Origin of the sequence: Roseiconus nitratireducens, from assembly GCF_008629675.1 — a bacterium.
Classification (GTDB): domain Bacteria; phylum Planctomycetota; class Planctomycetia; order Pirellulales; family Pirellulaceae; genus Stieleria; species Stieleria nitratireducens.
On the sequence record NZ_VWOX01000001.1, the window covers coordinates 632,559 to 657,149 of the forward strand.

Sequence of the window (24,591 nt, forward strand, 5' to 3'; positions counted from 1 at the left end):
TTGTTGATTCCCTGACCGCTTGTTTCCCTGGTGCGTGCTAGCCGCGTTACAATGACGGGCCAAATTCGACCTCCCGAAGGGATGCAACTTGATGCCGCCAGTCCGTTCTTGCCCCGATGTGATCACCGACGAGCGTCAGTTGGACGATTGGCTGACGACGCCCTCCGCCGAGTTGGTTCGGTTTGCATCGAAGCTTCAGGGAAACTTGCTGGTGTTAGGTGCCGGGGGGAAAATGGGACCCAGCCTGGCCGTTCTTGCTCAGCGCGCCATCGATCAGGCGGGCTCAACGGCGCGCGTCATCGCCGTCAGTCGATTCTCGGACGAGGCTGCACGTGCATGGTTGACCGAGCGAAACGTCGAAACGCTGGGCGCGGATCTGCTGTGTCCGGAGTCCGTCGCGAAACTTCCTGACGCGGAACGCGTGATCTATCTGGTGGGGACAAAATTCGGTACCGGCCAGAACCCGTCCCACACCTGGGCGCTCAACACGCTGCCGCCCAGCTATGTGATGCGGCGGTATGGCGAAACCCCGATCGCGGCCCTGTCGACCGGCAACGTGTATGCGTTCACAGGGGTCGACTCCGGCGGTTCGCTGGAGTCCGATCCGTTGAGGCCCGTCGGTGAGTATGCCAATGCCGCGGTGGGACGCGAGCGGATCTTTGACTACTTCTCGCGGCTGAACGGAACGCCCGTCGCTCAGATCCGGCTGAATTACGCCACGGATCTCCGATACGGCGTGCTGACCGACATCGCAAGGAAGGTGCTGTCGGAAGAGCCGATCGATGTCACGCAGGGACATTTCAATTGCATTTGGCAAGGCGACGCCAACGATTGCATCATCCGCAGTTTGGCGCTGGCCGAATCACCGCCACGTCCGCTGAATTTGACCGGGCCCGAAACCCTGTCGGTGCGTGAAGTCGCCCAAACCTTCGCGTCGCTGATGGGACGGACGCTGCGGTTGACCGGTCGCGAGTCGGAAACGGCCTTTTTGAGCAACTCGACTTCGTTGCGAGAACGGCTGGGCCCTCCGGCGATCCCGACCGAAACGTTGATTCGCTGGACCGCTCACTGGGTGCAACATGGCGGACGCCTGCTGAACAAGCCGACACACTTTGAGGTCCGCGATGGGGCGTTCTGAAACGCGACGGCGGCATGTGGGTCCGGTGCCACCGACCTGGGTGCGGCGGGCACTTCATGCCGGGATCGTGATCCCGGCGCACCCCCTGGCCCTGGACGATCAGGGCCGATGGGATACGCGTTCCCAGCGAGCCCTGACGCGCTACTACCATGCCGCCGGGGCGGGAGGCATTGCCGTCGGTGTTCACACCACTCAGTTCGAAATCCGGGCCGCCGAGCACGGTTTGCTGCAACCCGTTTTGGAGTTGACGGCGGAAGCGATCGATGCCGCCGACCAACAGACCAAGCGTCAGACCGTGCGGATTGCGGGCGTCTGCGGTGAAACTTCCCAGGCCGTCGCGGAGGCTCGCCTGGCTGCCGAGCTTGGCTATCACGCGGGGCTGTTGTCGCTGGCCGCCCTGCCGCAAGCCGACGACGATCGTTTGTTGCAGCACTGCGAAGCGGTTGCCGAAGAGATTCCATTGTTCGGATTCTATTTGCAGCCGGCCGTGGGAGGGCGTCCCTTGTCGGTCGACTTCTGGCGACGATTCGCGCAGATCCCGAATCTGGTCGGCATCAAGCTGGCTCCGTTTGACCGTTACAAGACATTGGACGTCGTCCGCGCCGTCGCGGAAGCCGGTCGGAGCGACGACGTCGTGTTGTACACCGGGAACGATGACGCGATCGTGTCGGACTTGCTGACCGAATACGCGATTCCCGTTGCCGACAAAGACGCACGCGTTCGCATGGTCGGTGGCCTGCTGGGACACTGGGCGTGCTGGACACAGCGTGCGCACTGGTTGCTGTCGCAGTGCAAGACGGCGATCCAATCGAACCAATTGCGCCCCGAACTGTTAACGCTTGGCGGACAGGTGACCGATTGCAACGCGGCTCTGTTTGACGCCGCAAACGGATTTGCAGGTTGCATTGCCGGGATCCAGTACGTGCTGTACCGCCAGGGGCTGCTTTCCAGCCCACGGTGTTTGGATCCCAACATCGGTTTGTCCGCGGGACAGCAGGACGCCATCGAGCGTGTCCGCCGCATCTATCCCCACCTGATCGACGACTCCTTCGTGGAAAACCATCGAGAGGGTTGGTTGGCATGACAGACGGAGACGGTCTGTATTGAAATCCGAACCATTGATTGAATTTAAAAGCTTGGCCAACGACGTCAGTCTCCAGGGACGGCTCGCGGTCTCACCATGTTCCATGACGGATGAGCGAATGCTGGAATCATCAAATTGGCAATCAGGCGTTGTGTCGCCGAATATCCGGCAACCGGCTGTGTGGCGCGCGGCGGTTGGTTGCGCGGCCTGGATTCTGCTCGCGATTGGTGTTGCCCGCGCAGAGGACCCGGTCACGATCGACTTGCTGTTGCGCGGTGGAGAGTTGCATCTGGGCGATGGCCAACCGCCCATCCGCGGTGATGTTGCAATCTCCGGGGATCGAATTGTTGCCGTCGGACAAGTCGAACCCGAACTTCCACCGCGGCGTGTGATCGACTGCACGGGGCTGGTCGTGTGCCCGGGGTTCATCGATCTGCATAATCACAGTGACGATGAAGTCTTGGAAAAGGAAACGCGTTCGGCGATGAACTACCTGACGCAGGGATGCACGACCCTGGTCACGGGCAACTGCGGCAGCGGGCCGATCGACGTCGGTGCGTACTACGATCGCATCGACGAAGGTGGTGCGGGCACGAACATCATGCATTTGTTGCCGCAGGGGAATCTGCGTGACCAGGTCATCGGTTCGGAGCAGCGTCCGGCGACGGCCGAGGAGTTGGATCGAATGCGTGGGCTTGCCGAGCAAGCGATGAAAGATGGCGCGTGGGGGATGTCGACCGGGTTGATCTACGTCCCAAGTTCCTACGCGGACACCGACGAACTGGTTGCGATTGCTGAAGTCGTCGGGCTGCACGGCGGAATCTATGTCAGCCACATCCGCAACGAAGGGGCCGAGTTGCTCCAATCGGTTGGTGAAGCGATCGAGATCGGCAAGCGGGCGAACCTTCCGGTGCACATTTCGCATTTCAAATCGTCCGGGCAAGATGCCTGGGGCCTGGTGCGGAGAGCCGTTGCGATCATCAAGGAACAACGCGCCGCAGGCCGTATCATCACCGCGGATCAGTATCCTTACACGGCATCCAGCACGTCACTGGGGGCGACGTGTATCCCGGCGTGGGCGCGGTCCGGCGGACGCGACAAGATGATCGCCCGCATCGATCGTGGTGACGACCAATCGACACAGATTACCGACGCCATCCGGCGGAAACTGGACATCACTGACAACGGTCACCGAATTCAGATCGCCGCTTGCGAGCAGCACCCGGAGTGGGCCGGACGTCGACTGGACGAGATCGCTGCCGAGTTGGGGATCGAACCGTTGGCGTTGGTGCTGCAAATCGAACGGGACGGCGGTGCTGCCGTGGTCAACCACAGTATCAATGAGGCGGACGTGCGGTTTGTCATGCAGCAACCTTGGGTCGCCACGGCCTCGGACGGTTCAGCAAAGCTGCCCACCGCGTCGGTCCCCCATCCCAGGAACTATGGAACCTTTCCCAGACGGATCGGTTACTACGCCAACCGTGAAAACGTGATCTCGATGGCGGCCGCGATCCACAGCGCCACAGGGTTGCCGGCGGAGATTCTGGGAATCGAAGATCGGGGCTACCTGCGTCCAGGTTACTTTGCTGACGTCGCCGTTTTTGACGCTCAGCAGTTCATCGATCGGGCCACCTTCGTGCAGCCGCATCAGTACAGCGATGGATTGCAATATGTTTTTGTAAACGGGATGCCGGCAATCGAGCGGGGGCGGGCAACCGGTGCCTTGAACGGACGGGCGGTGCGAAAAACGCCCTCGGCGTCGCTTCCTTGAAGCGCGCAACTGTACTGTGCATCACCAACATGTGCTCCACCAATCCGCACTCCACCACAGACGGACACCCTCGATGAAATGTAGCGAACCCGGTGATGCTTCTGCGAAGGCCCGCGGGTGTTGGAACCGTGCCAGATCCTTGCTGGGCGCAGCCAAGCTGATCCTGGCAATCACGCTGATCCTGGCTGGTGTCCATCCGGCGACAAGTTTCGCGGCCGATTCGGTTGCGGACTCCGTTTCCGAAGAACTGGCCGAACGCGTCCAGCCCCTGGTCGACAAGCATGCCGGTGACGTCGCCGTGGTGATCAAAAATCTCGATGGCGCGGGGCGGTTTCAATTTCGTCAGGATGCTCCGATGGCCACGGCCAGTTTGATCAAGTTGCCCCTGATGGTCACCGCGTATCGACGGATCGACGCGGGGGAACTGGAGGCGAATCGTCTACTGGTGTTGACAGAGGCTGACAAAGTGCCGGGGTCCGGAATCCTGACGGATCACTTTTCCGGTGGGTTGCAATTGCCGTTGCAGGACGCGATTCGGTTGATGATCCGCTATTCGGACAACACCGCGACCAATTTGGTGGCGGAGGAGGTTGGTCTGGCGAGGACGGCTGAAATGATGGCGTCCTTGGGACTGCAACAAACCAGGATGCATTCCAAGGTGTTTCGTCGCGACACCTCGATCGATTTGGATCGGAGCAAGCGGTTCGGGTTGGGCAGCACGACGGCGGCGGAGATGGCCGCACTGTTGGAGCGGTTGTACCGGGATGAGCTCGCCAGCGATGCTTCCTGCCAGGCCATGAAGGCTCATTTGCGGGCGTGTGATGATGGCAGCAAGTTGGCGGCAGGGCTTCCCCCCGGAACGCCCATTGCGCACAAGACGGGATCGGTCTCCTCGGTTCGAACCGACGCGGGGATCGTGCAGGGTCCTCGCGACGGTCAGGCCTTCTTGATTTGCGTCCTGACCGAGAACAACCAGGACCGTCGTTGGACCGAAGACAACGCGGCGGACAAGTTGATTTCCGAGATCGCGCGAGCCGCCTACGATTCACTCTATGGACGAACGCTTCCAGTCGAGGAACCGGAGGAGTCCGCACCGTTGCGATTGGGGGCGCACGGACAACTGGTCGAAGCGGTTCAGCGGACGTTGAACGAACGCCTGCAGCCTTCGCCGGAATTGTCGATTGACGGAGACTTCGGACCACTGACGGAGTCCGCGGTGATCAGCTTCCAGCGTTCTCAACAGTTGGATCCCAGCGGCGTCGTTGACGCCGCCACTTATGCCGCGCTGGGGACGCTGATCGAACGCGCCCAGCCGGTCCCGGCGCCCGACGTGATCAACCATCAGTGGCCGGACAAACGCCCGGCGGATCCACCCCAGGGCGTGCCGTTCGTCACGGCGAAGGCTTGGACGCTGGTCGATGTTGAGAGCGGGGAACGATTGGCGGGAGACCACGACGACGTCGCCCGGCCGATGGCCAGCACGACCAAGTTGATGACCGCCATGGTGCTTTGTGAGTTGGCGGCAAACGATCCGGGCGTTTGGGACCAGACGGTGACCTTTTCGCGTCAGGCCGATGCAACCCGTGGATCAACGTCGGGACTGCGCGTCGGTGAATCGGTACGCGCAGGGGATTTGCTGTACGGTCTGTTGCTGCCATCCGGGAATGATGCGGCGGTGGCCTTGGCCGAGCATTTTGGAGACCAGGCCGACCGATTGCGAACCGCCTTTCCCACGGCCGATTTCCAGGGCGTCGACGGCGAGGCGCGGTTTGTGCATGCGATGAACGAGCTTGCCCAACGGCTGGAGATGAAGCAATCGCATTTCGTCAATCCGCATGGGTTGACTGAGCCGAACCACCAGGCGAGCGCCGCCGATCTCGCCCGGCTAACCGTCGCCGCTTTCAAACAGCCACGGATCCGGCGGGTCGTGTCGACGCCGCAATTCGGAGTGGCCGTCAACGGGGCTGGCGGTTACCGTCGGAACGTGGCATGGTACAACACCAATCGTTTGCTGAAGATTGAAGGATTCCAAGGCGTGAAAACGGGAACGACCGATGCGGCCGGTGCCTGCCTGATCGCGGTCGAGACCCGCGGTGGCCAATCGCGGGTGGTCGTCGTTTTAGGATCTTCGTCGTCCGATGCGCGTTACGCCGACACGCGGAATCTTTTCCGCTGGGGTTGGAACACGCACCCGGTCACAGGCAACCACTGAGTCCCTTCCCTCGCACGCCGCGGAACGAGTCCGGTGCCAGATCATCCCTACGGTTGGGTCAGCCTGCTTCCGCCCCTGGTGGCGATCGTCCTGGCGATGGTCAGCCGTCGCGCCGTGGTCTCGCTGTTGATGGGCATCTTTTGCGGTGCGTTGATCACCAACGGTGGGAATCCGGTCGGAGCGGTCGTTGATTTTTTCGAAGTCCACTTATGGCCGACCGTCGTCGATCCGGGAAAGCTGCGGATCTTTTGCTTCACAATCCTGATGGGCGCGATGATCGGCGTGATCAGTCGAAGCGGCGGCATGCTGGGGTTGATCCGCCTGGTCACGCCGATCGCCAAGACACGCCGTGGCGGACAATTGACGACGTGGATGTTGGGGATGGTGATTTTTTTTGATGACTACGCCAACACGATGTTGCTTGGCGGAACGCTGCGGCCATTGTGCGACCGGCTAAAGATTTCGCGTCAGAAGCTCGCCTATGTGGTGGATTCCACGGCGGCGCCGATGGCCAGTCTGGCCGTGCTTTCGACCTGGGTCGCGATCGAAATCGACTACATCGCCGAAGGCTTGGAAGGCGTCGAGGGCCTCTCGCCCGCGCGGGCGATGGAGTTGTTCATCGCCAGCGTTCCGTATCGCTTCTACGCCATCCTGGCGTTGATCATGGTTCCCCTGCTCGCGTTGTTGGGACGCGATTTTGGTCCGATGCACACGGCCGAACAGGATTGCCTTTCCGGTGACGATCAGCACGCGACGCATCCGGGAGAGTCCACCGAGCGAGCGACGCAACCGGACCAGTCAGCCTCGTGGCTGGTCGCGGCGATCCCCATCGGGCTGACACTCGCGGTCGTGATCGCGTTGTTGTACGTTACCGGCAGGTCCGCCCTTGCCGGGGCCACCGAGGCGTCGCCGGCGCTCCGCGACATCCTGGGCGCAGCGGATTCCAGCTTGGCGCTACAGTACGGCGCACTGGTTGGCTTGCTTGCCATCACCCTGATCTGTTTGGTGGGCAAGCTGCTGACGCTTTCCCAAGTGCAAGAGGCCTGCTGGGGAGGCATCCGGGTGGTGTTGCCGGCGATCGTCATCCTGTGGGCCGCTTCGGCTCTCTCGCGGATGACCGGCAACAAGTCCGTCGAGGGACAAGCCGGCCAAGGCTACGAGTTTCAGGACCATCGTCTGTACACAGGTCAGTTTGTTGCCGAAACGATTCTATCCGGAGCCACTGCTTCGGAGGGTGCCGCCGAAGACGACCAGACGGTGCCCTTGGTGGTCCGCTTGCTCCCAACCATTGTTTTCCTGTTGGCCGCTGCGCTTTCATTTTCGACCGGGACCAGTTTCGGCACCATGGGGTTGCTGATGCCCATGTCCTTGACGCTCGCGGTTCCGCTGGTGACGGCGTTGCCGACCGCAGCGGGGGTTTCTGGTGACGTGCTGATGCACCCGTTGGTCCTTGCCACCATCGCCAGCGTGCTCTCCGGTGCGGTGTTCGGCGACCACTGTTCGCCAATCTCTGATACGACCATCCTGTCGTCCCAGGCCTGCGGATGCGATCACATGGCACACGTGCTGACCCAAATGCCGTACGCGCTGACGGCCGGCACGATCGCCGTTCTGGCTGGGACCGTGCCGATCGGATGGGGCATCGGATGGGCTTGGCTGGTCGGCGTGCAGTTGGTGCTGGTCGTGGGAGTGATCCTGCTTGCCGGGAAGCGGCCGGAGATTGGAAGCGCGGCGACGGTGCGGTAGCAGGCGGTGCTCTGGCTGACCGCGCGTTGGCTGACCGTGCCGCATCGGCGGCCGAAGGATTTCTCCATCCATCTCTCGCTGACCTCGCGGGGCGACCCTCGACCGTCACGGACTTGAATCTGGATACCCATTCTGGTGCCCCTCTGGCGGCGGGTTGACAGGGCTCCTCATATGGCGAGGCTTTAGTGTAGCCCGACAGAGTTTTTTTACGTCGGGTTTCTTTCCGGCGCTGAGCGTTGTTTGTCGCTCCGCGACGTCCGCCAGAGCCCCCACGGCTTTTGTGCCATCATTTTCCTTCTTCTTCTTTGCGATCAATTCGAAGCGATGTACCGAACCATCAACCTGAAAACCTTGACTGCCGGGTGCCTTCACACGGCCGTACTGTGCTTATGCCTGTCGCCCCTGTCTGGATGCGCAGAATCCGAGCCGGAAGTCGGGGCGAGCACGAATGACATTCAGTCTTATTTGGCTGAGAACCCGGATGCTTTGGAGCAGCCGGAAGATCAGCCAACCGACGAAAGCGCGACTTTCGAAGCGGGCGCCGGCGACACCGAATGAGCGACCTGCCGGGGTGGTGACGGTTCCTTATTTCCATTGATTGCCGTCGCGAAGCCCAGTTTGGTCCGCAATCGTCCTGTCTGCCACGAGACTGTCTGCGACTGAAACGACGAATGTTCGGCGTCGGTCACCGGCAGCATGTTTTTGTTTTTTTCCTTTTTATCGTTGGGTCGATCACATGAATCGCATCAAGCGGAGGAGCGGTTTCACCTTGGTGGAATTGCTCGTCGTCATCGCCATCATTGGAATCCTGGTCGGGCTGCTCTTGCCAGCTGTCCAGGCTGCTCGCGAAGCCGCTCGGCGGATGAGCTGCAGCAACAATCTCAAACAGGTCGGTTTGGGAATGCACAATTACCATTCTGCGTACAAGCAACTGCCGACGATTCGCGGCGGTACCTCGCTTGTTCATGGAAACAACAATCCCCAGTCGCGGGTTCCCACCACGCTCAACGGGGAATACGGCGGGAACAACATCAATAACCTCAGTTCTCTTGTTCCGCTGACCCCCTTCATTGAACAGCAGGGGTTGTGGGAGCAAATCAGCAACCAGTTTGCCGTGACGGATCCAGCCTCGGCCGCCGGGCAATACTATTTCAGCGCGATGGGGCCGAACCCTGACATCAACCTGTCGCAGCAGGGACAATACCGCTACGACCCCTGGATGACTTCGGTTCCGACCTATCGCTGCCCCAGTGATCCCGGTGAAGGGTTGCCGTCGCAGGGCCGGACCAACTACGGCGTTTGCATCGGGGACGCGACCGGTTATCAGAACACCGGCGGAATCAACCAGAACGGGACGCCCAATAACACGCATGCTCCGCGTGCACGCTCAAGCTGTCGCGGCATGTTCTTTCCGCGTCGGACGATGAAGTTCCGGGATACACTGGACGGGCTTTCCAACACGGTCATGGGCGGCGAGTTCAACACCGACCTCGGCGATCGTCACGTGACCACCCAGGCGGTGATCGCGTCGCAGCTGACCAACAATCCTTCCTCCTGCCGTAATGAAGTGGATCCGGATCGCCCCCGATTCTGGTTGCCGACGGCTGCCTTTACCGGAGGTGCCCAGACGCAGCGTGGTTTCAAGTGGGCCAGCGGGTACGCCGTGCACACGGGGATCACCACCATCACGCCGCCCAACAGCCCGGTCTGCAGCCGGGGTGCCGGGACGTGGCGACCGGGGATCTACTCACCCAGCAGCCGGCACCAAGGCGGCGCTCATATCCTGATGGGCGACGGTGCGGTGTTGTTCATCACCGATTCGATCGAAGCGGGTGATCAGACGGCGGGCAACATCTGGTGGAACGGCGGTGGCGCTCGGTCTCCCGGTTCGCCCAGCCCCTATGGTCTTTGGGGCGCTTTGGGCACCCGGGCCAACAGCGAGCAGATCGACGAGTTCCCGAACTAGGTCCGGTCCGAGAATGCTGTAACCGCCGTCGCTTGGCGGCGGGCTGAAAAAAGGCCCTGTCTGAAAAAGGCCCTGTCTGAAAACTCGCCAAACCCCGTAGCTGCCGTCGCGATTGCGGCGGAAAGCTACGCTCTGGCGAGCGTAGCTACTTGTTTTTAAACAAGGCCTCGCTGGCAGCGCCACTTCGGGTGAGCCGCGTGACGGAAGCCGCGGGTTTCGCGCCGCAACCGGCGGCCAACTCCTTGCCGCTGATTGCACTGCAAATCACGGTGTTTTGGATTGGAAAGCGGCTCGGCGCATCTGAGCTTGCGCATCTTTTTTTCCACCTGGTGCAGCGGAAGATCGGCGCGAAGGCTGCCAGAGTAGTACCCACGGCTGGATTCGAACCAGCGACCTAAGCTTTAGGAAAGCTCCGCTCTATCCCCTGAGCTACGCGGGCAATTCGGGTCTGAGTTGTCCTCCAGCCCGCCGACAGTTTCTCACGGTCGATGGCGATGCAGGGGACGCGTCCGCAGTGTACCTTCGAGGGATCGTCGAAGCGACCGGTCAGCGCCGCCGCCGGCGGCGGCAGGAACCTTCGATCCGACGCGACATCCGTGCAAACGCGGCATCGGGCGATTCCGCGTGCAGCGGGATTCCTGTCGACTGTTTCGGGCCAGCGTTGGGGGCGGGAAAAAGCCTGTCTCCGAACCGGAATGCGGACGGAATCAGGATGTCCCGCCGGGTGTTCGGACAAAGCTCGATCGCTGATGTGTCTTCTGCCTCGCAAAGCCCCCATGGAACCGACGCAAAAATCTCTCGTGGCTCCGTTCTTTCCGCGATATTGGGCGATCGCGTGTTTGCTTCTGCTAGCAGTCACCTGGCCACTTTGGACCGCTAGCGTTTTGCCCGGCGGGACTTTGTTTCCGTCGATCCCTTGGATTCCTCTGTCGCCGCCGCGAGGAATGCTCCGAGGATTCGATGCCGCGGCGGTCTTGGGTTTGTTGATCGCTTTGCTTGCCGCCACGACGTGGCCTCGATCCCGGTTGGCGTGGGCGGCTACGGCCATCGGCTTGATCACTGCCATCGCAATGGACCAACAGCGTTTGCAGCCGTGGGCGTATCAGAGTCTGTTGTACGCCATGTTGTTTGCCACGCGGCCCTGGCGTTCGGCCCGGCCGTGGGTCATGGCAATCGCCGTCAGCGTGTACTTCTACAGCTCGGCCGGAAAGATCGACTTTCAGTTTGTGCACACGGTTGGGAAGGACATGGTGCAAGCGTTTGCCCGGCCGCTTGGCGGATTGGACGATCCGCTGGCGACTCGATTGGCATTCCTGCTGCCGGCCGGTGAAATGGTCATCGCGCTCCTGTTGACGCTGCCTCCAACGCGTCGGTTGGGCGGCGGACTGGCCATCGCCATGCACGTGGCGTTGATCGGTTTGCTCGGGCCCTGGATGCTCGGACACAGCTTCGGAGTCTTAACCTGGAACACGGTTTTAGCGGGACAGGCGTGGATCCTGTTCGTCCGTCGCCAAGGCAGCGGGGATCTGGAACCAAAACACACCAGCGCCTGGGCACGATGGCCTGTCAACGCGGGCGTTTGTCTGGCCCTGATTGCTCCCCTGACCGAGCGTCGTGGCTATTGGGACCACTGGCCATCGTGGGCGCTGTACTCCCCCCACAACAGTCGCATCGATTTCGAGGTCCACCGATCGGCACTGCAACGTCTGCCAGCGGCCTGGCAAACCTACGTTCGCGATGATGAAGATGGCGACGGCTGGCAGCGGTTCGACTTGGAATCGCTGTCCTTGGATCAGCGCTGGGTACCGGTGTATCCACAGGCCCGATACCAGCTTCAGCTCGGTTTGAGAATCGCTGACCGATACAAATTGCAAGACGCGATCCGCGCGACGATCAAAGGCGTCTCCGATCGCTGGAGCGGTCATCGCCAGCAGTCCTTTGCCCTGGGGCGCGACGAACTCTGGCGGCAGAACCGAGAGTATTGGATCGGCAGCCCCTGACGGAATCGGCGTTGATCAATCCGTTTCAGGTTCCTTTCGGGGCGCCCAGCCGTCGTAGTGCTTGGCAGAATCGCCGGACCAGTAGGGCGAAGAGCCCCACAGGGGAACCGTTGGAAGCTTCGATTCCCATTCGCCCAGCAATTCAAACAGAGCCTTGGTCCGGTCAAGTTGCGCGGCCGCCAAGTCCTGTGATTCCCCCGCATCCGTGCCCAGGCGAAACAATTGGGCCGGACGATGTGACAGGCGAATCAGTTTTTCCGAACCCTGGAGCACCGCGGCTTGGCCTTGCAATCGCCAGAACAACGTGCGTGACGTGCCCTCGGGCTGGCCGCCAAGCTGCGGCAAGAGATTTGTTCCGTCGTAGGGGCCCATCAGGGCAAGCATCCTTCGCCGATTGCGCGCGTCTTCGTGAGACATCGGCTCGGCCAAGGGCAGCGGGTCTCGTTCCGCGGCCGCCAAGAAGGTCGGCAGCAAATCCAATGAACTCATCACGGCATCGGAGGTGGTGCCGGAGGGAAATCGGTCGGGCCAACTCCAGATCATCGGAACCCGAATTCCTCCTTCACGCAGGCATCCTTTCACGCCTCGCAGGGGGCCGTTCCAACTGGCATTGTTTGTAGCACCACCATTGTCGGAAAAGAACACGACCAAGGTGTTGCGATCCTGGTCGGTCGCTCGCAGATGTTCCATCAGACGGCCGACACCGCGATCAAGTGCAAACATCATCGCAGCATACGTACGACGTTTCTCGTCTTCGATCGATTCAAACTTTGCCAAGTCCGCTGGTAGCGCCTGCATGGGAGTGTGCGGCGCGTTGTACGACATGTACAGAAACCAGGGTTGATCGGGTGCATCGTTCGACCGCTGATTGATGAATCGAATGCCTTCGTCGGTAAAGAAGTCCGTCAGGTAGTCACTGGAGAACTCTTTGACACGTATCCCGTTCCGCTCGATGGAATGCTTCATCGTGGCGGGGAAGTAATGATGGCTGCCGCCCAACATCCCGCAAAAGTAATCAAAGCCTCGCTCGTTGGGGTGAAAGCCCTGCCCCACGCCCAGATGCCATTTGCCAACGATTCCGGTGGCATAGCCGGCGGCACGAAGATGGTCACCAAGGGTGTGTTCGTTCGGTGGAAGTCCCAGCAGTTCCGGACGCGTCGCATAGTTGCTGGCCGACGCATTCAAATTGCCTTCGTAGCCGAAGCGGCGCGGGTCTCGCCCGGTCAGCAGCCCGGCCCGCGACGGAGAACACACGGCGCTGGCGACGTAGGCTCGCGTGCACAACACGCCGTCGGCGGCCAAGGCATCCAGATGGGGTGTTCGCAACGTCTGGCTGCCCATGCACCCCAGATCACCGTACCCCATGTCATCCGCCAGGATCAGCAGGATATTGGGCCGATCGGCTGGTTCAGCCCGAACCGGCAGCGTCTGCAACCAGATCACCGCGATGGCCGCAACGACAATCGCCAAGACGTTCCGTCGCGATCGATCTTGGGGCCGAGGCCGACGGCGGTGATGAATCCGATTCGGAAACACTGACATGGTGAAATTCCTTCTGCGGGACGTTTGAGGTTTGCCGCCTGACTTTAGCGGAGCCGCACCGTGTCGGGCACGCCCCTCTGAATGGGCAGTTCGACTTCATGCCCCAATCGGATTCCGCCCGGCACGCATTGCCGGCCGGGACCGGCAACTGCGTTCCCGAAAAGAATTCAAACGTTTCAGAATAACTCGATCACGCGGTCATCCAGGTCACCGGAAAGTTCATCCGCTGCGGGGGCTCCCGGGTCCAAGGTTGCAAAGAAAGCGTCCTGGGCACGGTGGTGACCACCCAACTGATCCGTCGCGCCGTCATCAAAGACTGTTTCTCCGACACGCAGCCACGTGTCAGCCAGGTCGTCGACGATCGAATCGTAGTCGTCGGATGCGGCGAATCGATCGATCCAGCCGGTTTGGAGCAGCTGCCGCAGTTGCGTCGAATCTTGATCCAAGGTCGTGGAGCCGCCGACCAGAATATCGCCGGGATCGTTGCGGTTGGCCAACAGAAGGTCGGAACCCAGTCCGCCGATCAACAGGTTCTGTCCCGCTCCGCCCTTGATCTGGTCGTCGCCTTCACCTCCCAAGAGGATGTCGTTTCCAGTACGTCCATCCAAATTGTCGTTGCCCGGACCGCCGACCAAGTAATCGTCTCCCTGGCCACCCCAAAGATGGTCGTCGCCCGCCCCGCCATAGCCAATCACGGGAATCGTGACGTTCGGATTGACGATCAGGTGGTCATCTCCGTCGCCGAGCATAGCGATGATTTCGGTCACGTTGTCCAGTTCCAAATTGAACTTTTGCTGACCGTTTCCTTGACCCATCCGGGCGCTGACGCTCATGCCCTTGCGAGGATGATGGCTGACGACGATCTGGTCCGTCTCGCCGCTTCCGACGAACTGCAATTGTCCGTCTTCTGTCACTTGATAACCGCTGACCATCCCCTGAGCCGTTGCGGTGTCACTTTCTCCTTGCGCGTCGATGACGGTCACGGTGATGGTGTAAATGCCACCGGTCGCATAAACGTGTCCGGCCAGGAAGGAATCGTCCTGCTGCTGGACCACTGCCGTGGCCAGTTGCTCCGTGACCCCATCACCCCAGGAAACCACGATCGTGTGGGTGTCGTTGAGATCCGGATCGAAGAATTCGCCGCTCAGCTGAATCGGTGTTCCGTTCTCACTGATTCCGCCGGCATCGAGGGAAGTAATCTCGGGAGCGGTGTTGCCCGTCGGAACATCGTCGTTGGTGACATCCAGGTTGCTGCTGGCACCGACGTATCCTGTGGCCGTGGCAGCCAACTGGACGCTTTGCGTCCCGTCGACCAGGTCATCGTTGACGCCGTCGATGGTGAAGTCGGCCGAACTTTGTCCTGCTTCGATGGTGACCGTTGCCGGGACGGTCGCTTCACCGGTGTCGTTGGACACCAGCGTGACCACCAACGCGGAGCTCAAGTCGGCATCGTTGCGGGAAACGGTCCCCGTCGCTGTTCCGCCGTTTTCGGAGATCGTGGTGGGGGCGATCGAGAGCGTCAGTTGCAAGCTGTCGTCGTCGGCGACATCCAACGCGCCGCTGGCACCGGCATACCCGGTGGCCGTGGCGGTCAGGTCAACGTTTTGCGTTCCATCGACCAGGTCGTCGTTGACTCCGGTGATGGCGAAGTCGGCGGAGCTTTGTCCCGCTTCGATCGTGACCGTTGCCGGGACGGTCGCTTCACCCGTGTCGTTGGACACCAGCGTGACCACCAACACGGAGCTCAAGTCGGCGTCGTTGCGGGAAACGGTCCCCGTCGCAGTCCCGCCATTTTCGGAAATCGAAGCGGCGTCGATCGAAAGGGTCAGCTGCAAGCTGTCGTCGTCGGTGACGTCCAACGCGCCCGTGTTGCCGGCATAGTCGGTTGCCGTTGCGGTCAGTTCAACATTCTGCGTTCCGTCGACCAGGTCGTCGTTGATGCCGGTGATAGAGAAGTCCGCCGAACTTTGTCCGGCTTCGATCGTGACCGTTGCCGGGACGGTCGCTTCACCGGTGTCATTGGAAGCCAGCGTGACCACCAACGCGGAGCTCAAGTCGCCGTCGTTGCGGTAAACGGTCCCCGTCGCAGTCCCGCCATTTTCGGAAATCGAAGCGGGATCGATCGACAGGGTCAGTTGCAAGCTGTCGTCATCGGTGACATCGAGGTTGCCGCTGGCACCGGCATACCCAGTGGCCGTGGCGGTCAGGTCGACGTTTTGCGTCCCGTCGACCAGGTCGTCGTTGACTCCGGTGATGGCGAAATCGGCCGAACTTTGTCCGGCTTCGATCGTGACCGTTGCGGGGACGGTCGCTTCACCGGTGTCATTGGAAGCCAGCGTGACCACCAACGCGGAGCTCAAGTCGCCGTCGTTGCGGGAAACGGTCCCCGTCGCTGTTCCGCCGTTTTCGGAGATCGAAGCGGGATCGATCGACAGGGTCAGTTGCAAGCTGTCGTCGTCTGTGACGTCCAGGTTGCCGCTGGCACCGGCATACCCGGTTGCCGTGGCGGACAGGCCCACATTCTGCGTCCCATCGACTAAGTCGTCATTGATGCCGGTGATGGCGAAATCGGCGGAGCTTTGTCCCGCTTCGATGGTGACAGTTGCCGGGACGGTCGCTTCACCGGTGTCGTTGGAAGCCAGGGTGACCACCAACGCGGAGCTCAAGTCCGCATCGTTGCGTGAAACGGTCCCCGTCGCTGTTCCACCGCTTTCAGAGATCGTGCTGGGGTCGATCGACAGGGTCAGTTGCAAGCTGTCGTCGTCGGTGACATCCAACGCGCCGCTGGCACCGGCATACCCGGTGGCCGTGGCGGTCAGGACAACGTTTTGCGTTCCATCGACCAGGTCGTCGTTGATTCCGGTGATGGCGAAGTCGGCGGAGCTTTGTCCCGCTTCGATCGTGACCGTTGCCGGGACGGTCGCTTCACCCGTGTCGTTGGACACCAGCGTGACCACCAACGCGGAGCTCAAGTCGGCGTCGTTGCGGGAAACGGTTCCCGTCGCAGTCCCGCCGTTCTCGGAAATCGAGCCGGGGGTGACACTCAGCTGGAGTTGTGGAAGATCGTTGTCAGTCACTTCCACCACGGCGCTGGCGGAGTCATGTGTGCCTGCCGTCGCGGAGACGGTCACGGTTTGTGTTCCGTCTGCCAGCAAGTCCTCGACCGCATGGATGTCAAAGCTGGCCGACGCCTTTCCGACTTCAATGGTCACGGTGGCTTGTACCGTGGCCTCGCTGACGTCCGAAGAACTTAGCGTCACGACGAGCGGTGCGCTCAGGTCGCCATCGTTGCGGGTCACGATGCCGGTCGCGTTGCCTCCACCTTCGGAAATCGAGCTGGGATCAATGCTGAGCATCAGTTTCAACTGGTCGTCGTCGCTGACATTCAGCGTCTCGGCGCCGTTCTGGTATCCGGTTGCCGAGGTGGTGATCGCCACGCTTTGATCTCCGTCAACGATCATGTCATCGACGCCGGTGATCGTGAAATCGACCGATGCGGCGTCGGCCGGGATCGTCACCATGGTTGGGACGGTGGCTTCGGTCGTATCGTTGGATGACAACAAGACCGTCAGGGGAAGGCTCAGGTCCGAGTCGTTGCGCGAGACCGTTCCGGTCGCCGTGCCGCCATTCTCGGATATCGATTCGGGAGCGATGGTCAGTGTCAATTGCAATCCGTCGTCGTCGGTGACACTCACGTTGCCACTCGCGCCGGCGTATCCCGCCGCGGTCGCGGACAGGTTGACGTTCTGCGTCCCATCGACCAGGTCGTCGTTGACGCCGGCAATGGTGAAGTCGGCGGAACTCTGCCCGGCTTCGATCGTGACGGTCGCTGGCACGGTCGCTTCACTGGTGTCGTTCGATGCCAGGGTGACGACCAGGGGAGAGCTCAGGTCGGCGTCGTTGCGTGAGACGGTTCCGGTTGCGTTGCCGCCGTTTTCCGAGATTGAGGCGGCGTCGATCGAGAGCGTCAGTTGCAAGCTGTCGTCGTCGGTGACGTCCAAGTTGCCACTGGCGTTGGCATACCCGGTGGCCGTTGCAGTCAGATCAACGTTCTGCGTTCCATCGACCAAGTCGTCGTTGACGCCGGTGATGGCGAAGTCGGCCGATCTCTGCCCGGCTTCGATCGTGACGGTTGCTGGCACGGTCGCTTCACCGGTGTCGTTCGATGCCAGGGTGACGACCAAGGGAGAGCTTAGGTCGGCATCGTTGCGTGAGACCGTTCCGGTCGCGGTGCCGCCGTTCTCAGAGATCGAGGCGGCGTCGATCGAGAGGGTCAGTTGCAAGCTGTCGTCGTCCGTGACGTCCAAGTTGCCACTGGCACCAGCGTACCCGGTGGCGGTCGCGGTCAGATCGACGTTTTGCGTCCCATCTACCAGGTCGTCGTTGACGCCGGTGATGGCGAAGTCGGCCGAACTTTGTCCAGCTTCGATGGTCACGGTTGCTGGCACGGTGGCTTCACCGGTGTCGTTCGATGCCAGGGTGACGACCAAGGCCTCGCTCAGGTCGGCGTCGTTGCGCGAGACGGTTCCGGTCGCCGTGCCGCCGTTTTCCGAGATTGAGGCGGCGTCGATCGAGAGCGTCAGTTGCAGGCTTTCGTTGTCCGTGACATCCAGGTTCCCGGAGGCGCCGGTGTAGCCCGTGGCGGTCGCGGTCACACGGACGTTTTGCGTCCCATCGACCAGGTTGTCGTTGACACCCATGATGGAAAAGTCGGCGGAACTCTGTCCGGCTTCAATGGTGACGCTTCCCGGCACGGTCGCTTCGCCGGTGTCGTTCGAGGACAGGTTGACAACCAGCGGCGAACTCAAGTCGGCATCGTTGCGAGTGACGGTTCCGGTGGTGCTGCCGTTTTCAGAAATGGACGCCGCGGAAATCGACAGCGTCAGTTGCAAGCTGTCGTCGTCGGTGACGTCCAGATTGGCGGTCGCGTCGGAGTAGCCGCTTGCCGACGCGGTCAACTGGACGATCTGGGTGCCGTCGACCAAGTCATCGTTGATTCCGGTGACCGTGGCGGTCGTGAAGGTTTCGGCGGCCGGGATCGTGACGATCGTGGGCAGGGTCGCTTCGGAAGTATCGGACGAGACCAGCGTCACAACAAGCGGCGAGCTGAGGTTGGCGTCATTGCGGGTCACCGTGACCGTTGCCGTTCCACCGTTTTCGGAAATCGAGGCGGGGTCAATTTCAAGCGTCAACTTCAATTGGTCGTCGTCACTGACACTCAATGTGGTGACACCGCTCATGTAACCGTTCGCTGAGGCTGTCACGGCAACCGTCTGGAGTCCGTCGACGAGCATGTCATCCTCGCCCGTGATCGTGAAATCGACCGATGCGGCACCGGCTGGGATCGTGACGATTTCGGGGACCGTTGCCTCGGTGGTGTCGCTGGATGACAACGTCACCTCCAAGGGGGCGCTCAGATCGGCGTTGTTTCGTGACACGGTTCCCGTTGCGGTGCCCCCGTTCTCGCTGATCGAATCCGCGTCGAACGAGATCCCAAGCGTCAAGCTGTCGTTGTCGGTGACCGTGAGCATCACGCTGGCGGGCGTGTAGGCGGTCGCCGTTGCTTCGATGTCGACCACCTGGTTTCCGTCGAACAGAAAGTCATTGACGGCCGAAACGATAAACTCGACCGACGATTCGCCGACGGGAATGGTCACGGTGTCTGGCACCGTCGCTTCGGTGGTGTCACTGGAACTGAGCGAGACCACGAGGGCGGAGCTGAGGTCGGCCGAATTGCGGCTGATGGTGGCGACCGTGCTGCCGGTTTCATCGATCGAATTCTGCGCAAGTGTCAGCTGCAGGCTCAAGCTGTCGTTGTCCAGGTTGGTCAGCGTCAGATCGACCGGGTCGATACCGGAGTAGTTGGGGTCGTCACTGACCGTGTTGGCGTTGTAAATGGTGTAGACGATGTCGCCATCCACCAGTGGGTCGTCAACACCTTCGATCGTGACCGTTTGAGGGACGTCCCAGTCATCGGGCGTGAACGTGATCGACGAGACCAGCGGCACGCCTTCCGTGCCGTCGCTGGTGGCGATCCGCATCGTCACCGGATGGGTGGGCTGCGAGGTCAGCACCACATCGTAGATCGACTGTCCTCCCGACTCTGATGTCGTCGGGCTTCCTTTGGGATCGATCGTGACGCCGGCGAAATCGTCGTCGGTGACATCGATGTTGTCGTTGCCAGACTGGAACCCCGACGCCGAAGCGGTGATGACGGCATTCTGAGTCCCATCGACGATCGAATCATCGACGACGCCCAGATCGATCGTGGCGGACGATTGACCGGCACCAATGGTGACGGAACTCGGAACCGTGATGGCCCCCGTGTCGCTGCTGACCAGGTTGACGGTCAGGGCGCCGGACGTGTCGCCGCCACGAGTCACCGTAGCGGTGGCTGTTCCCGGTGCGGCACCTTCCGAGACAGAATCCCGATTGATGGTGACCGTCAATGAAGGAGCGTCATCCTCCAGGATCGTTAACGTGTCGCTTGCCGTTCGGGGTGCCGATGCGATGTTCATTCGCATCAAATCCACGTCGTTGGCGTAGCCACCGATGGCCACCAGCCGCCCCCGATTGTCAAACTTTGCAACCTCGAGGGCTTCGAAGGTGGACGAGTGGGGAACGTCGTACCAAAAACCATTGTCTCCGAAGGACGAATCGACCGAACCGTCCATTTTCAAGCCGAGCAGGGTGTGCGACGATCCGGTTGTTGTATTCGCCATCCAGCCTTCGCCGGCTAGCAAAATGCGGCCGGGCGATTGGTAGATCAGATCTTTGACGGTTCCACGGGTTTGCGGGTCGAGGTCAATGAACGTGCCGCCATCGCCAAACGTATCGTCCACCGTTCCGTCGGCATTGAATCTCGCCGCGGCAAACTGTTCATCAAAACCGGTGCCGAACGAGACCGTTGCGCCGACCAAGAGCTTACCGTCCGGCTGGCGTTCGATCGCGGCCGGCGTGACCAGGTCTCCCGGAAAACTGATTGTGGCGCGACCATTGTTTCCAAACGTCGAGTCGGCGGCGCCGTCGCTGGTCAGTTGCGTGACCATGACCAGGTTCCTGTCAAACGTCGGTGAGGAGCCGAAGATTACGATCTTGTCATCGTTCAGCAATAACGCGTCACGCGCGATTCCCATCGAGTCAAACGAAAAGAGTGCTTGCCCGCCACTGCCGAACGATGGATCGGATGTGCCGTCCGATAGGAATCGGCCCACGTAGGCATGCTGGTCGGAGATGCCGACGACCACGATCTTGCCGTTGGACTGAACCAACACGTTCTCCCCTTCATCGAAACCGCCGATCGTTTCGACTCGCAGGACGCCCGCCGTTGCGAAGGACGTATCCGGGGATCCGTCGGCGTTGTACCGCGCCAGCAGCAGATCCTCGTGAATGTCATTGGTTCCCTTCCCGCGACCGGTGACAAGAATCTTGCCATCCGTTTGAACCGTGATCGAACGCGAAAAACCAGCTCCACCCGAGCCGCCGACTCCAACGTCGAGGACGACCCTGCCGTTGGTTCCGAACGTGGTGTCCCGGGAACCGTTGGCATTGTGCTTGACCAATTGCCAGGCGTTGGTCGTGGACGTTCCGTCCTCGCTGGTCGCCAGAACGCTGCCATCAGGAAGGATATACAGGTCCGGCCGCGAGGCGCTTGAGCGAGCTAGCAACGTCGTGTCCCTTCGCCCGTCGGAGTCAAACGTGGTGTCCAGGACAACCGATCCGTTCACGGACTCGGCGGCCGAGATCGTCACCACATCGTCGCCGTCGGCGATCGAGTCATCAATCACTGTGACGAAGAAGTCGACCGATGACTGGCCGGTTGGAATGGTTACCGTGGCGGGGACCGTTGCTTTGGAAGGATCCGAGCTGGTCAGGGCGACTTCCAACGGTTGCGACAGGTCTTCGTCGTTGCGTTGTAGCGTGCCGACCGCGGGTCCGGCATCTTCGTCGATGCTGGCCGGGGTGATGGATAGCGAGATCGCCGGCGCGTCGTCGTCCAACACGTCCACGGTCGTCGAACCGGCCAGGTAGCCATCGGCTATTGCACCGAACGTGACGGTCTGAATTCCATCAAACAGGTCGTCATTCACCGCGGAAATCGCAACGGTGGTCGACGATTGGCCGTCGGGGATGGTCACCGTTGCCGGGAGCGTGGCTTCGCCCGCGTCGCTGGTCGAAAGCGTGACCTCAAGATCACCTGCCGTTGATCCACTGCGGGTGATGGTCGCCGTTGCGGCGTTGCTGCCGGCCGATTCGACGATCTGACCGCTGTCAATTTCCACCGTCAATTTCGATACGGCCTCGGCGGTCGCGTAGCGTGCGGTCAGGAAGTTGAACGTGCCGCCGTCGATGATTTCGCCGGTGACGACGGCATTGCCGCCCTGTACTGCCAGCCCGTAGCCATAGGCTTCCGAGCCTCCGAAGTTGGAGATGTGTCTGCCCGCGTCGCCGAAGTTCGTATCGACGCTGCCGTCCGCGTTGTAGAGCACGGTGCCCAGGCTAACGACGCCGCCGGGGTTCGTATAGCCGGTCGCGATGATCTTCCCACTTGGAAGTTGCGCGATTCCCTGGATCACAGAAACTTGAGCGCCGAGATCCGTGAGAACCAAGCCGTCGCTGCCGAAGGTCGCATCAAGTGTTCCATCGCTGTTGTAACGGGCAATCGCATAATCAAAACCGAGCGAATCCTGGGCACCGCCACCGACAAGGATTTTTCCGTCGTCCTGAACGTGCACCGCTTGCGCATAGTCCATGGTCAATGCGAAGTCGGTGCTGACCAGTCCCCCAAGTCCGAATTGGGAATCCAGGGACCCGTCCGGATTGACCCGCGCAACGGCAAAGTTCGGGGCTGTGGATGGGGTGAATCCGTACTCGGTAGCGCCGACGGCCACGATTTTTCCATCGCTTTGCAGTTGGAGGTCGTACGCCAAGTCGTCAACACCATGTGTCAGCGGATCACCGAAGTCAATGTCGACGCGGCCGTTTACCCCAAAGGTCGTATCGAAAGATCCGTCTTCGTTGTGCCGGGTCAGAACAAACTTTATGTCAGAGACATTTTCCTGCGGGTGGGTCAACACGACGATTTTTCCATCGGGTTGGATGATGACATCCTGGGCGATGGATTCGGAATTGCCGACGGGAAAAGTAAAGCGACCGTCAAAATGAAATGTGGTATCGAGCGACCCGTCGGGATTGTGGCGTGTCAACGCGATCGCGTTATTGCCTCTTCCGACGGTGATGATCCGACCGATGCCATCGACCGCGACACCGGTTGCAATAGCCTCGGTCTGGAACGCGGTGATTGCCTGACCGTCACCGGAAAAGCTTGGGTCCGGTGTTCCGTCGGGAAGATACTTTGCGATCGCAAAATCACCCTGGCTGGTTCCGACGGCCACGATAGATCCGTCAGGCAAAACCTCAATGTCTCGCCCGCGGTCGTTGGAATGATTTAAAGCGGTGGTGACGATGCCGTCGGAATCGAAGGTGGTGTCGAGCGATAAATTGGCATTCAATCGAACCACGGCTGCGTCCGAGTCCAAGCCGAATGAGGTTCCGTCTTCGCTGGCCCGGCCGCCCAGAACAATCTTGTCACCGGACAGAGCGACCGCCAGTGCTTCGTCATCGCGAAACTGAATATCGATCGTTTGTGTGCTCTGCAGCGATCCGGCACTATTGTATTGGGCGACCGCCATGCGTGTGCTCGCAAAGGATCCGCTCGGCAGCGAAGACCCAGCGACCACGATCGTGCCATCGCTCTGAATCGCGACGTCATTTCCGGCGTCATTGTCGAACGAGACGTCAGTGGTTACCAAGCCGAAGGAGCCGAAAGTCGAGTCCAGTGTTCCGTTCGCGTTGAGGCGGAGCACGGCGATGTCACTTTGTCCGCCAATGATTGTCTCCCCCGCGACGACGATCTTGCCATCGTTTTGAATGGCGACGCCGTTGGCCCAGTCCCGGAATCCAGAGCCGCTCAGGTCGTCGACATAGATCCCATCACCGGAGAAGCTCGAATCGAGTGAACCATCGGTATCGTAACGGACGACCGCCAGGTCTTCGGCATTGAAGTCGCCGGTGTATCCGACGACCACAAGGCGTCCGTCGGCTTGCAATGCCGCATCACGGACCGCTTCAGCCCCAGAGGACACATCCGTTTCCACGGTGCCGTCGCCACCAAAGGTCGTGTCGGGCGATCCGTCGGACAGATAACGCCCCGCGACAAACTCGTAGGCGTTGGTCGCGAAATCGCGTCCCGTGCCGACCACGGAGATCTTGCCGTCTGCACCGACGACGACGGCTTCGGTCCGCACGCGCGTGAGCGAGACGTCCATGAGCAAGGTTCCGTCGCCATCGAATGACAGGTCCGGAGATCCGTCGGCGAGCAGACGCGTGACCGTGCCGTGTACCGTGTTGGCAACGACCTGTGTTCCCGCGACGACGATCCTGCCGTCGTCCTGAACGGCCACCGCGGTTGCGATGCCGCCGGCCTTGGCAATTCCGTTCTCGCCGAACGTGGTGTCGATCGATCCGTCGGCGTTGTAGCGGATGACGTTGTTGCCGATCCCGACGCCGATCACCCGGCCTTGGGCGTCGACCGCGACGTCTTCGAACTGTTCGGAGGCGTTTGGATTGGCATTGAACTCGGTGGACACGATCCCGCCGTTGCCGAAGGCGGGGTCCAAATCGCCGGCCAGCAGACAACGATCTTCAAGCTTTTCGGTCAGTGACAAGCGGCGTTGTCGCTGAGTCACGCGTCGCCGTTTCGTCGCCCGACGCTTGTTGGCTCGTTTCGTCGGTGCGTTCCAAGACCACAGAGACTTCCGAATTGCCATCGCCTTACCGCCTCGCAGAGAAGTTTCGTATCCGAGTTGTCGGTGTGTGCTCTCGCACCCGGAAACGTGCTTCTACTCGCAGTGCCCCGGAGGCGAGATCCAAGATCATCGCGTCGGAGTATATTTGACCACTACTGCTGGTGGGGAAAGCTCAGGACCCTTGCAACCGTTTTTTCCCGGTTTAAGCCTCATTATGGTCCCGTGATGGACTTTCTGGACGTCCGAAAACATACCCAGGCGGCCCGGACGAGGGGTGTGCACCAGTGTCCAGTATGGGCGGTGCGAATACTCGGAAATAGACTT

11 protein-coding genes and 1 tRNA gene are annotated in these 24,591 nt (G+C 61.0%); 9 read left to right on the top strand and 3 right to left on the bottom strand.

What is annotated here, in order from left to right; all coding sequences use genetic code 11:
• Positions 1–91 precede the first annotated feature (91 nt).
• The 8 genes from FYK55_RS02065 to FYK55_RS02100 all read left to right on the top strand — a co-directional run bounded on the left by FYK55_RS02065 (position 92) and on the right by FYK55_RS02100 (position 10,315).
• Positions 92–1,138: an NAD-dependent epimerase/dehydratase family protein gene (locus tag FYK55_RS02065; protein ID WP_150074338.1), complete on the top strand. Its 1,047-nt coding sequence runs from the start codon at positions 92–94 to the stop codon at positions 1,136–1,138.
• Positions 1,125–2,222, top strand: a complete 1,098-nt coding sequence (locus tag FYK55_RS02070) for a dihydrodipicolinate synthase family protein (protein WP_150074340.1) — start codon at positions 1,125–1,127, stop codon at positions 2,220–2,222. The genes FYK55_RS02065 and FYK55_RS02070 overlap by 14 nt, the downstream gene beginning before the upstream one ends.
• Before the next feature lie 118 nt (positions 2,223–2,340).
• Positions 2,341–3,993, top strand: coding sequence for an N-acyl-D-amino-acid deacylase family protein (locus FYK55_RS02075; RefSeq protein ID WP_150074342.1), 1,653 nt, complete (start codon positions 2,341–2,343; stop codon positions 3,991–3,993).
• Positions 3,994–4,066: 73 nt separating this feature from the next.
• Complete coding sequence (locus FYK55_RS02080; RefSeq protein WP_150074343.1) at positions 4,067–6,205, top strand: serine hydrolase; 2,139 nt, start codon at positions 4,067–4,069, stop codon at positions 6,203–6,205.
• Positions 6,206–6,238: 33 nt separating this feature from the next.
• A complete protein-coding gene (locus tag FYK55_RS02085) occupies positions 6,239–7,951 on the top strand; it encodes a Na+/H+ antiporter NhaC family protein (RefSeq protein WP_150074344.1) in 1,713 nt (570 codons plus the stop codon).
• Between the two features lie 324 nt (positions 7,952–8,275).
• Complete coding sequence (locus FYK55_RS02090) at positions 8,276–8,509, top strand: hypothetical protein (protein ID WP_150074346.1); 234 nt, start codon at positions 8,276–8,278, stop codon at positions 8,507–8,509.
• A 178-nt stretch (positions 8,510–8,687) separates the two neighbouring features.
• Positions 8,688–9,917, top strand: coding sequence for a DUF1559 domain-containing protein (locus FYK55_RS02095; protein ID WP_150074347.1), 1,230 nt, complete (start codon positions 8,688–8,690; stop codon positions 9,915–9,917).
• 149 nt (positions 9,918–10,066) lie between these two features.
• A complete protein-coding gene (locus FYK55_RS02100) occupies positions 10,067–10,315 on the top strand; it encodes a hypothetical protein (RefSeq protein ID WP_150074349.1) in 249 nt (82 codons plus the stop codon).
• Here the strand turns inward: FYK55_RS02100 and FYK55_RS02105 are convergent.
• Positions 10,284–10,356, bottom strand: a tRNA-Arg gene (locus tag FYK55_RS02105). The two genes, FYK55_RS02100 and FYK55_RS02105, sit on opposite strands and share 32 nt — an antisense overlap.
• Before the next feature lie 505 nt (positions 10,357–10,861).
• On the opposite strand from FYK55_RS02105, the gene FYK55_RS02110 reads away from it, so the two are divergent.
• Entirely contained in the window at positions 10,862–11,917 is a 1,056-nt protein-coding gene (locus FYK55_RS02110; protein ID WP_150074351.1) for a MauE/DoxX family redox-associated membrane protein, read from the top strand.
• 15 nt (positions 11,918–11,932) lie between these two features.
• On the opposite strand, the gene FYK55_RS02115 is transcribed toward FYK55_RS02110, so the two are convergent.
• Together FYK55_RS02115 and FYK55_RS02120 are read right to left on the bottom strand one after the other, a co-directional pair.
• Positions 11,933–13,459 (bottom strand): sulfatase-like hydrolase/transferase, encoded by a 1,527-nt coding sequence (locus FYK55_RS02115; protein WP_150074353.1) that lies wholly within the window; start codon positions 13,457–13,459, stop codon positions 11,933–11,935.
• Between the two features lie 176 nt (positions 13,460–13,635).
• Positions 13,636–24,207: a Calx-beta domain-containing protein gene (locus FYK55_RS02120; protein ID WP_161604257.1), complete on the bottom strand. Its 10,572-nt coding sequence runs from the start codon at positions 24,205–24,207 to the stop codon at positions 13,636–13,638.
• Positions 24,208–24,591: the final 384 nt, after the last annotated feature.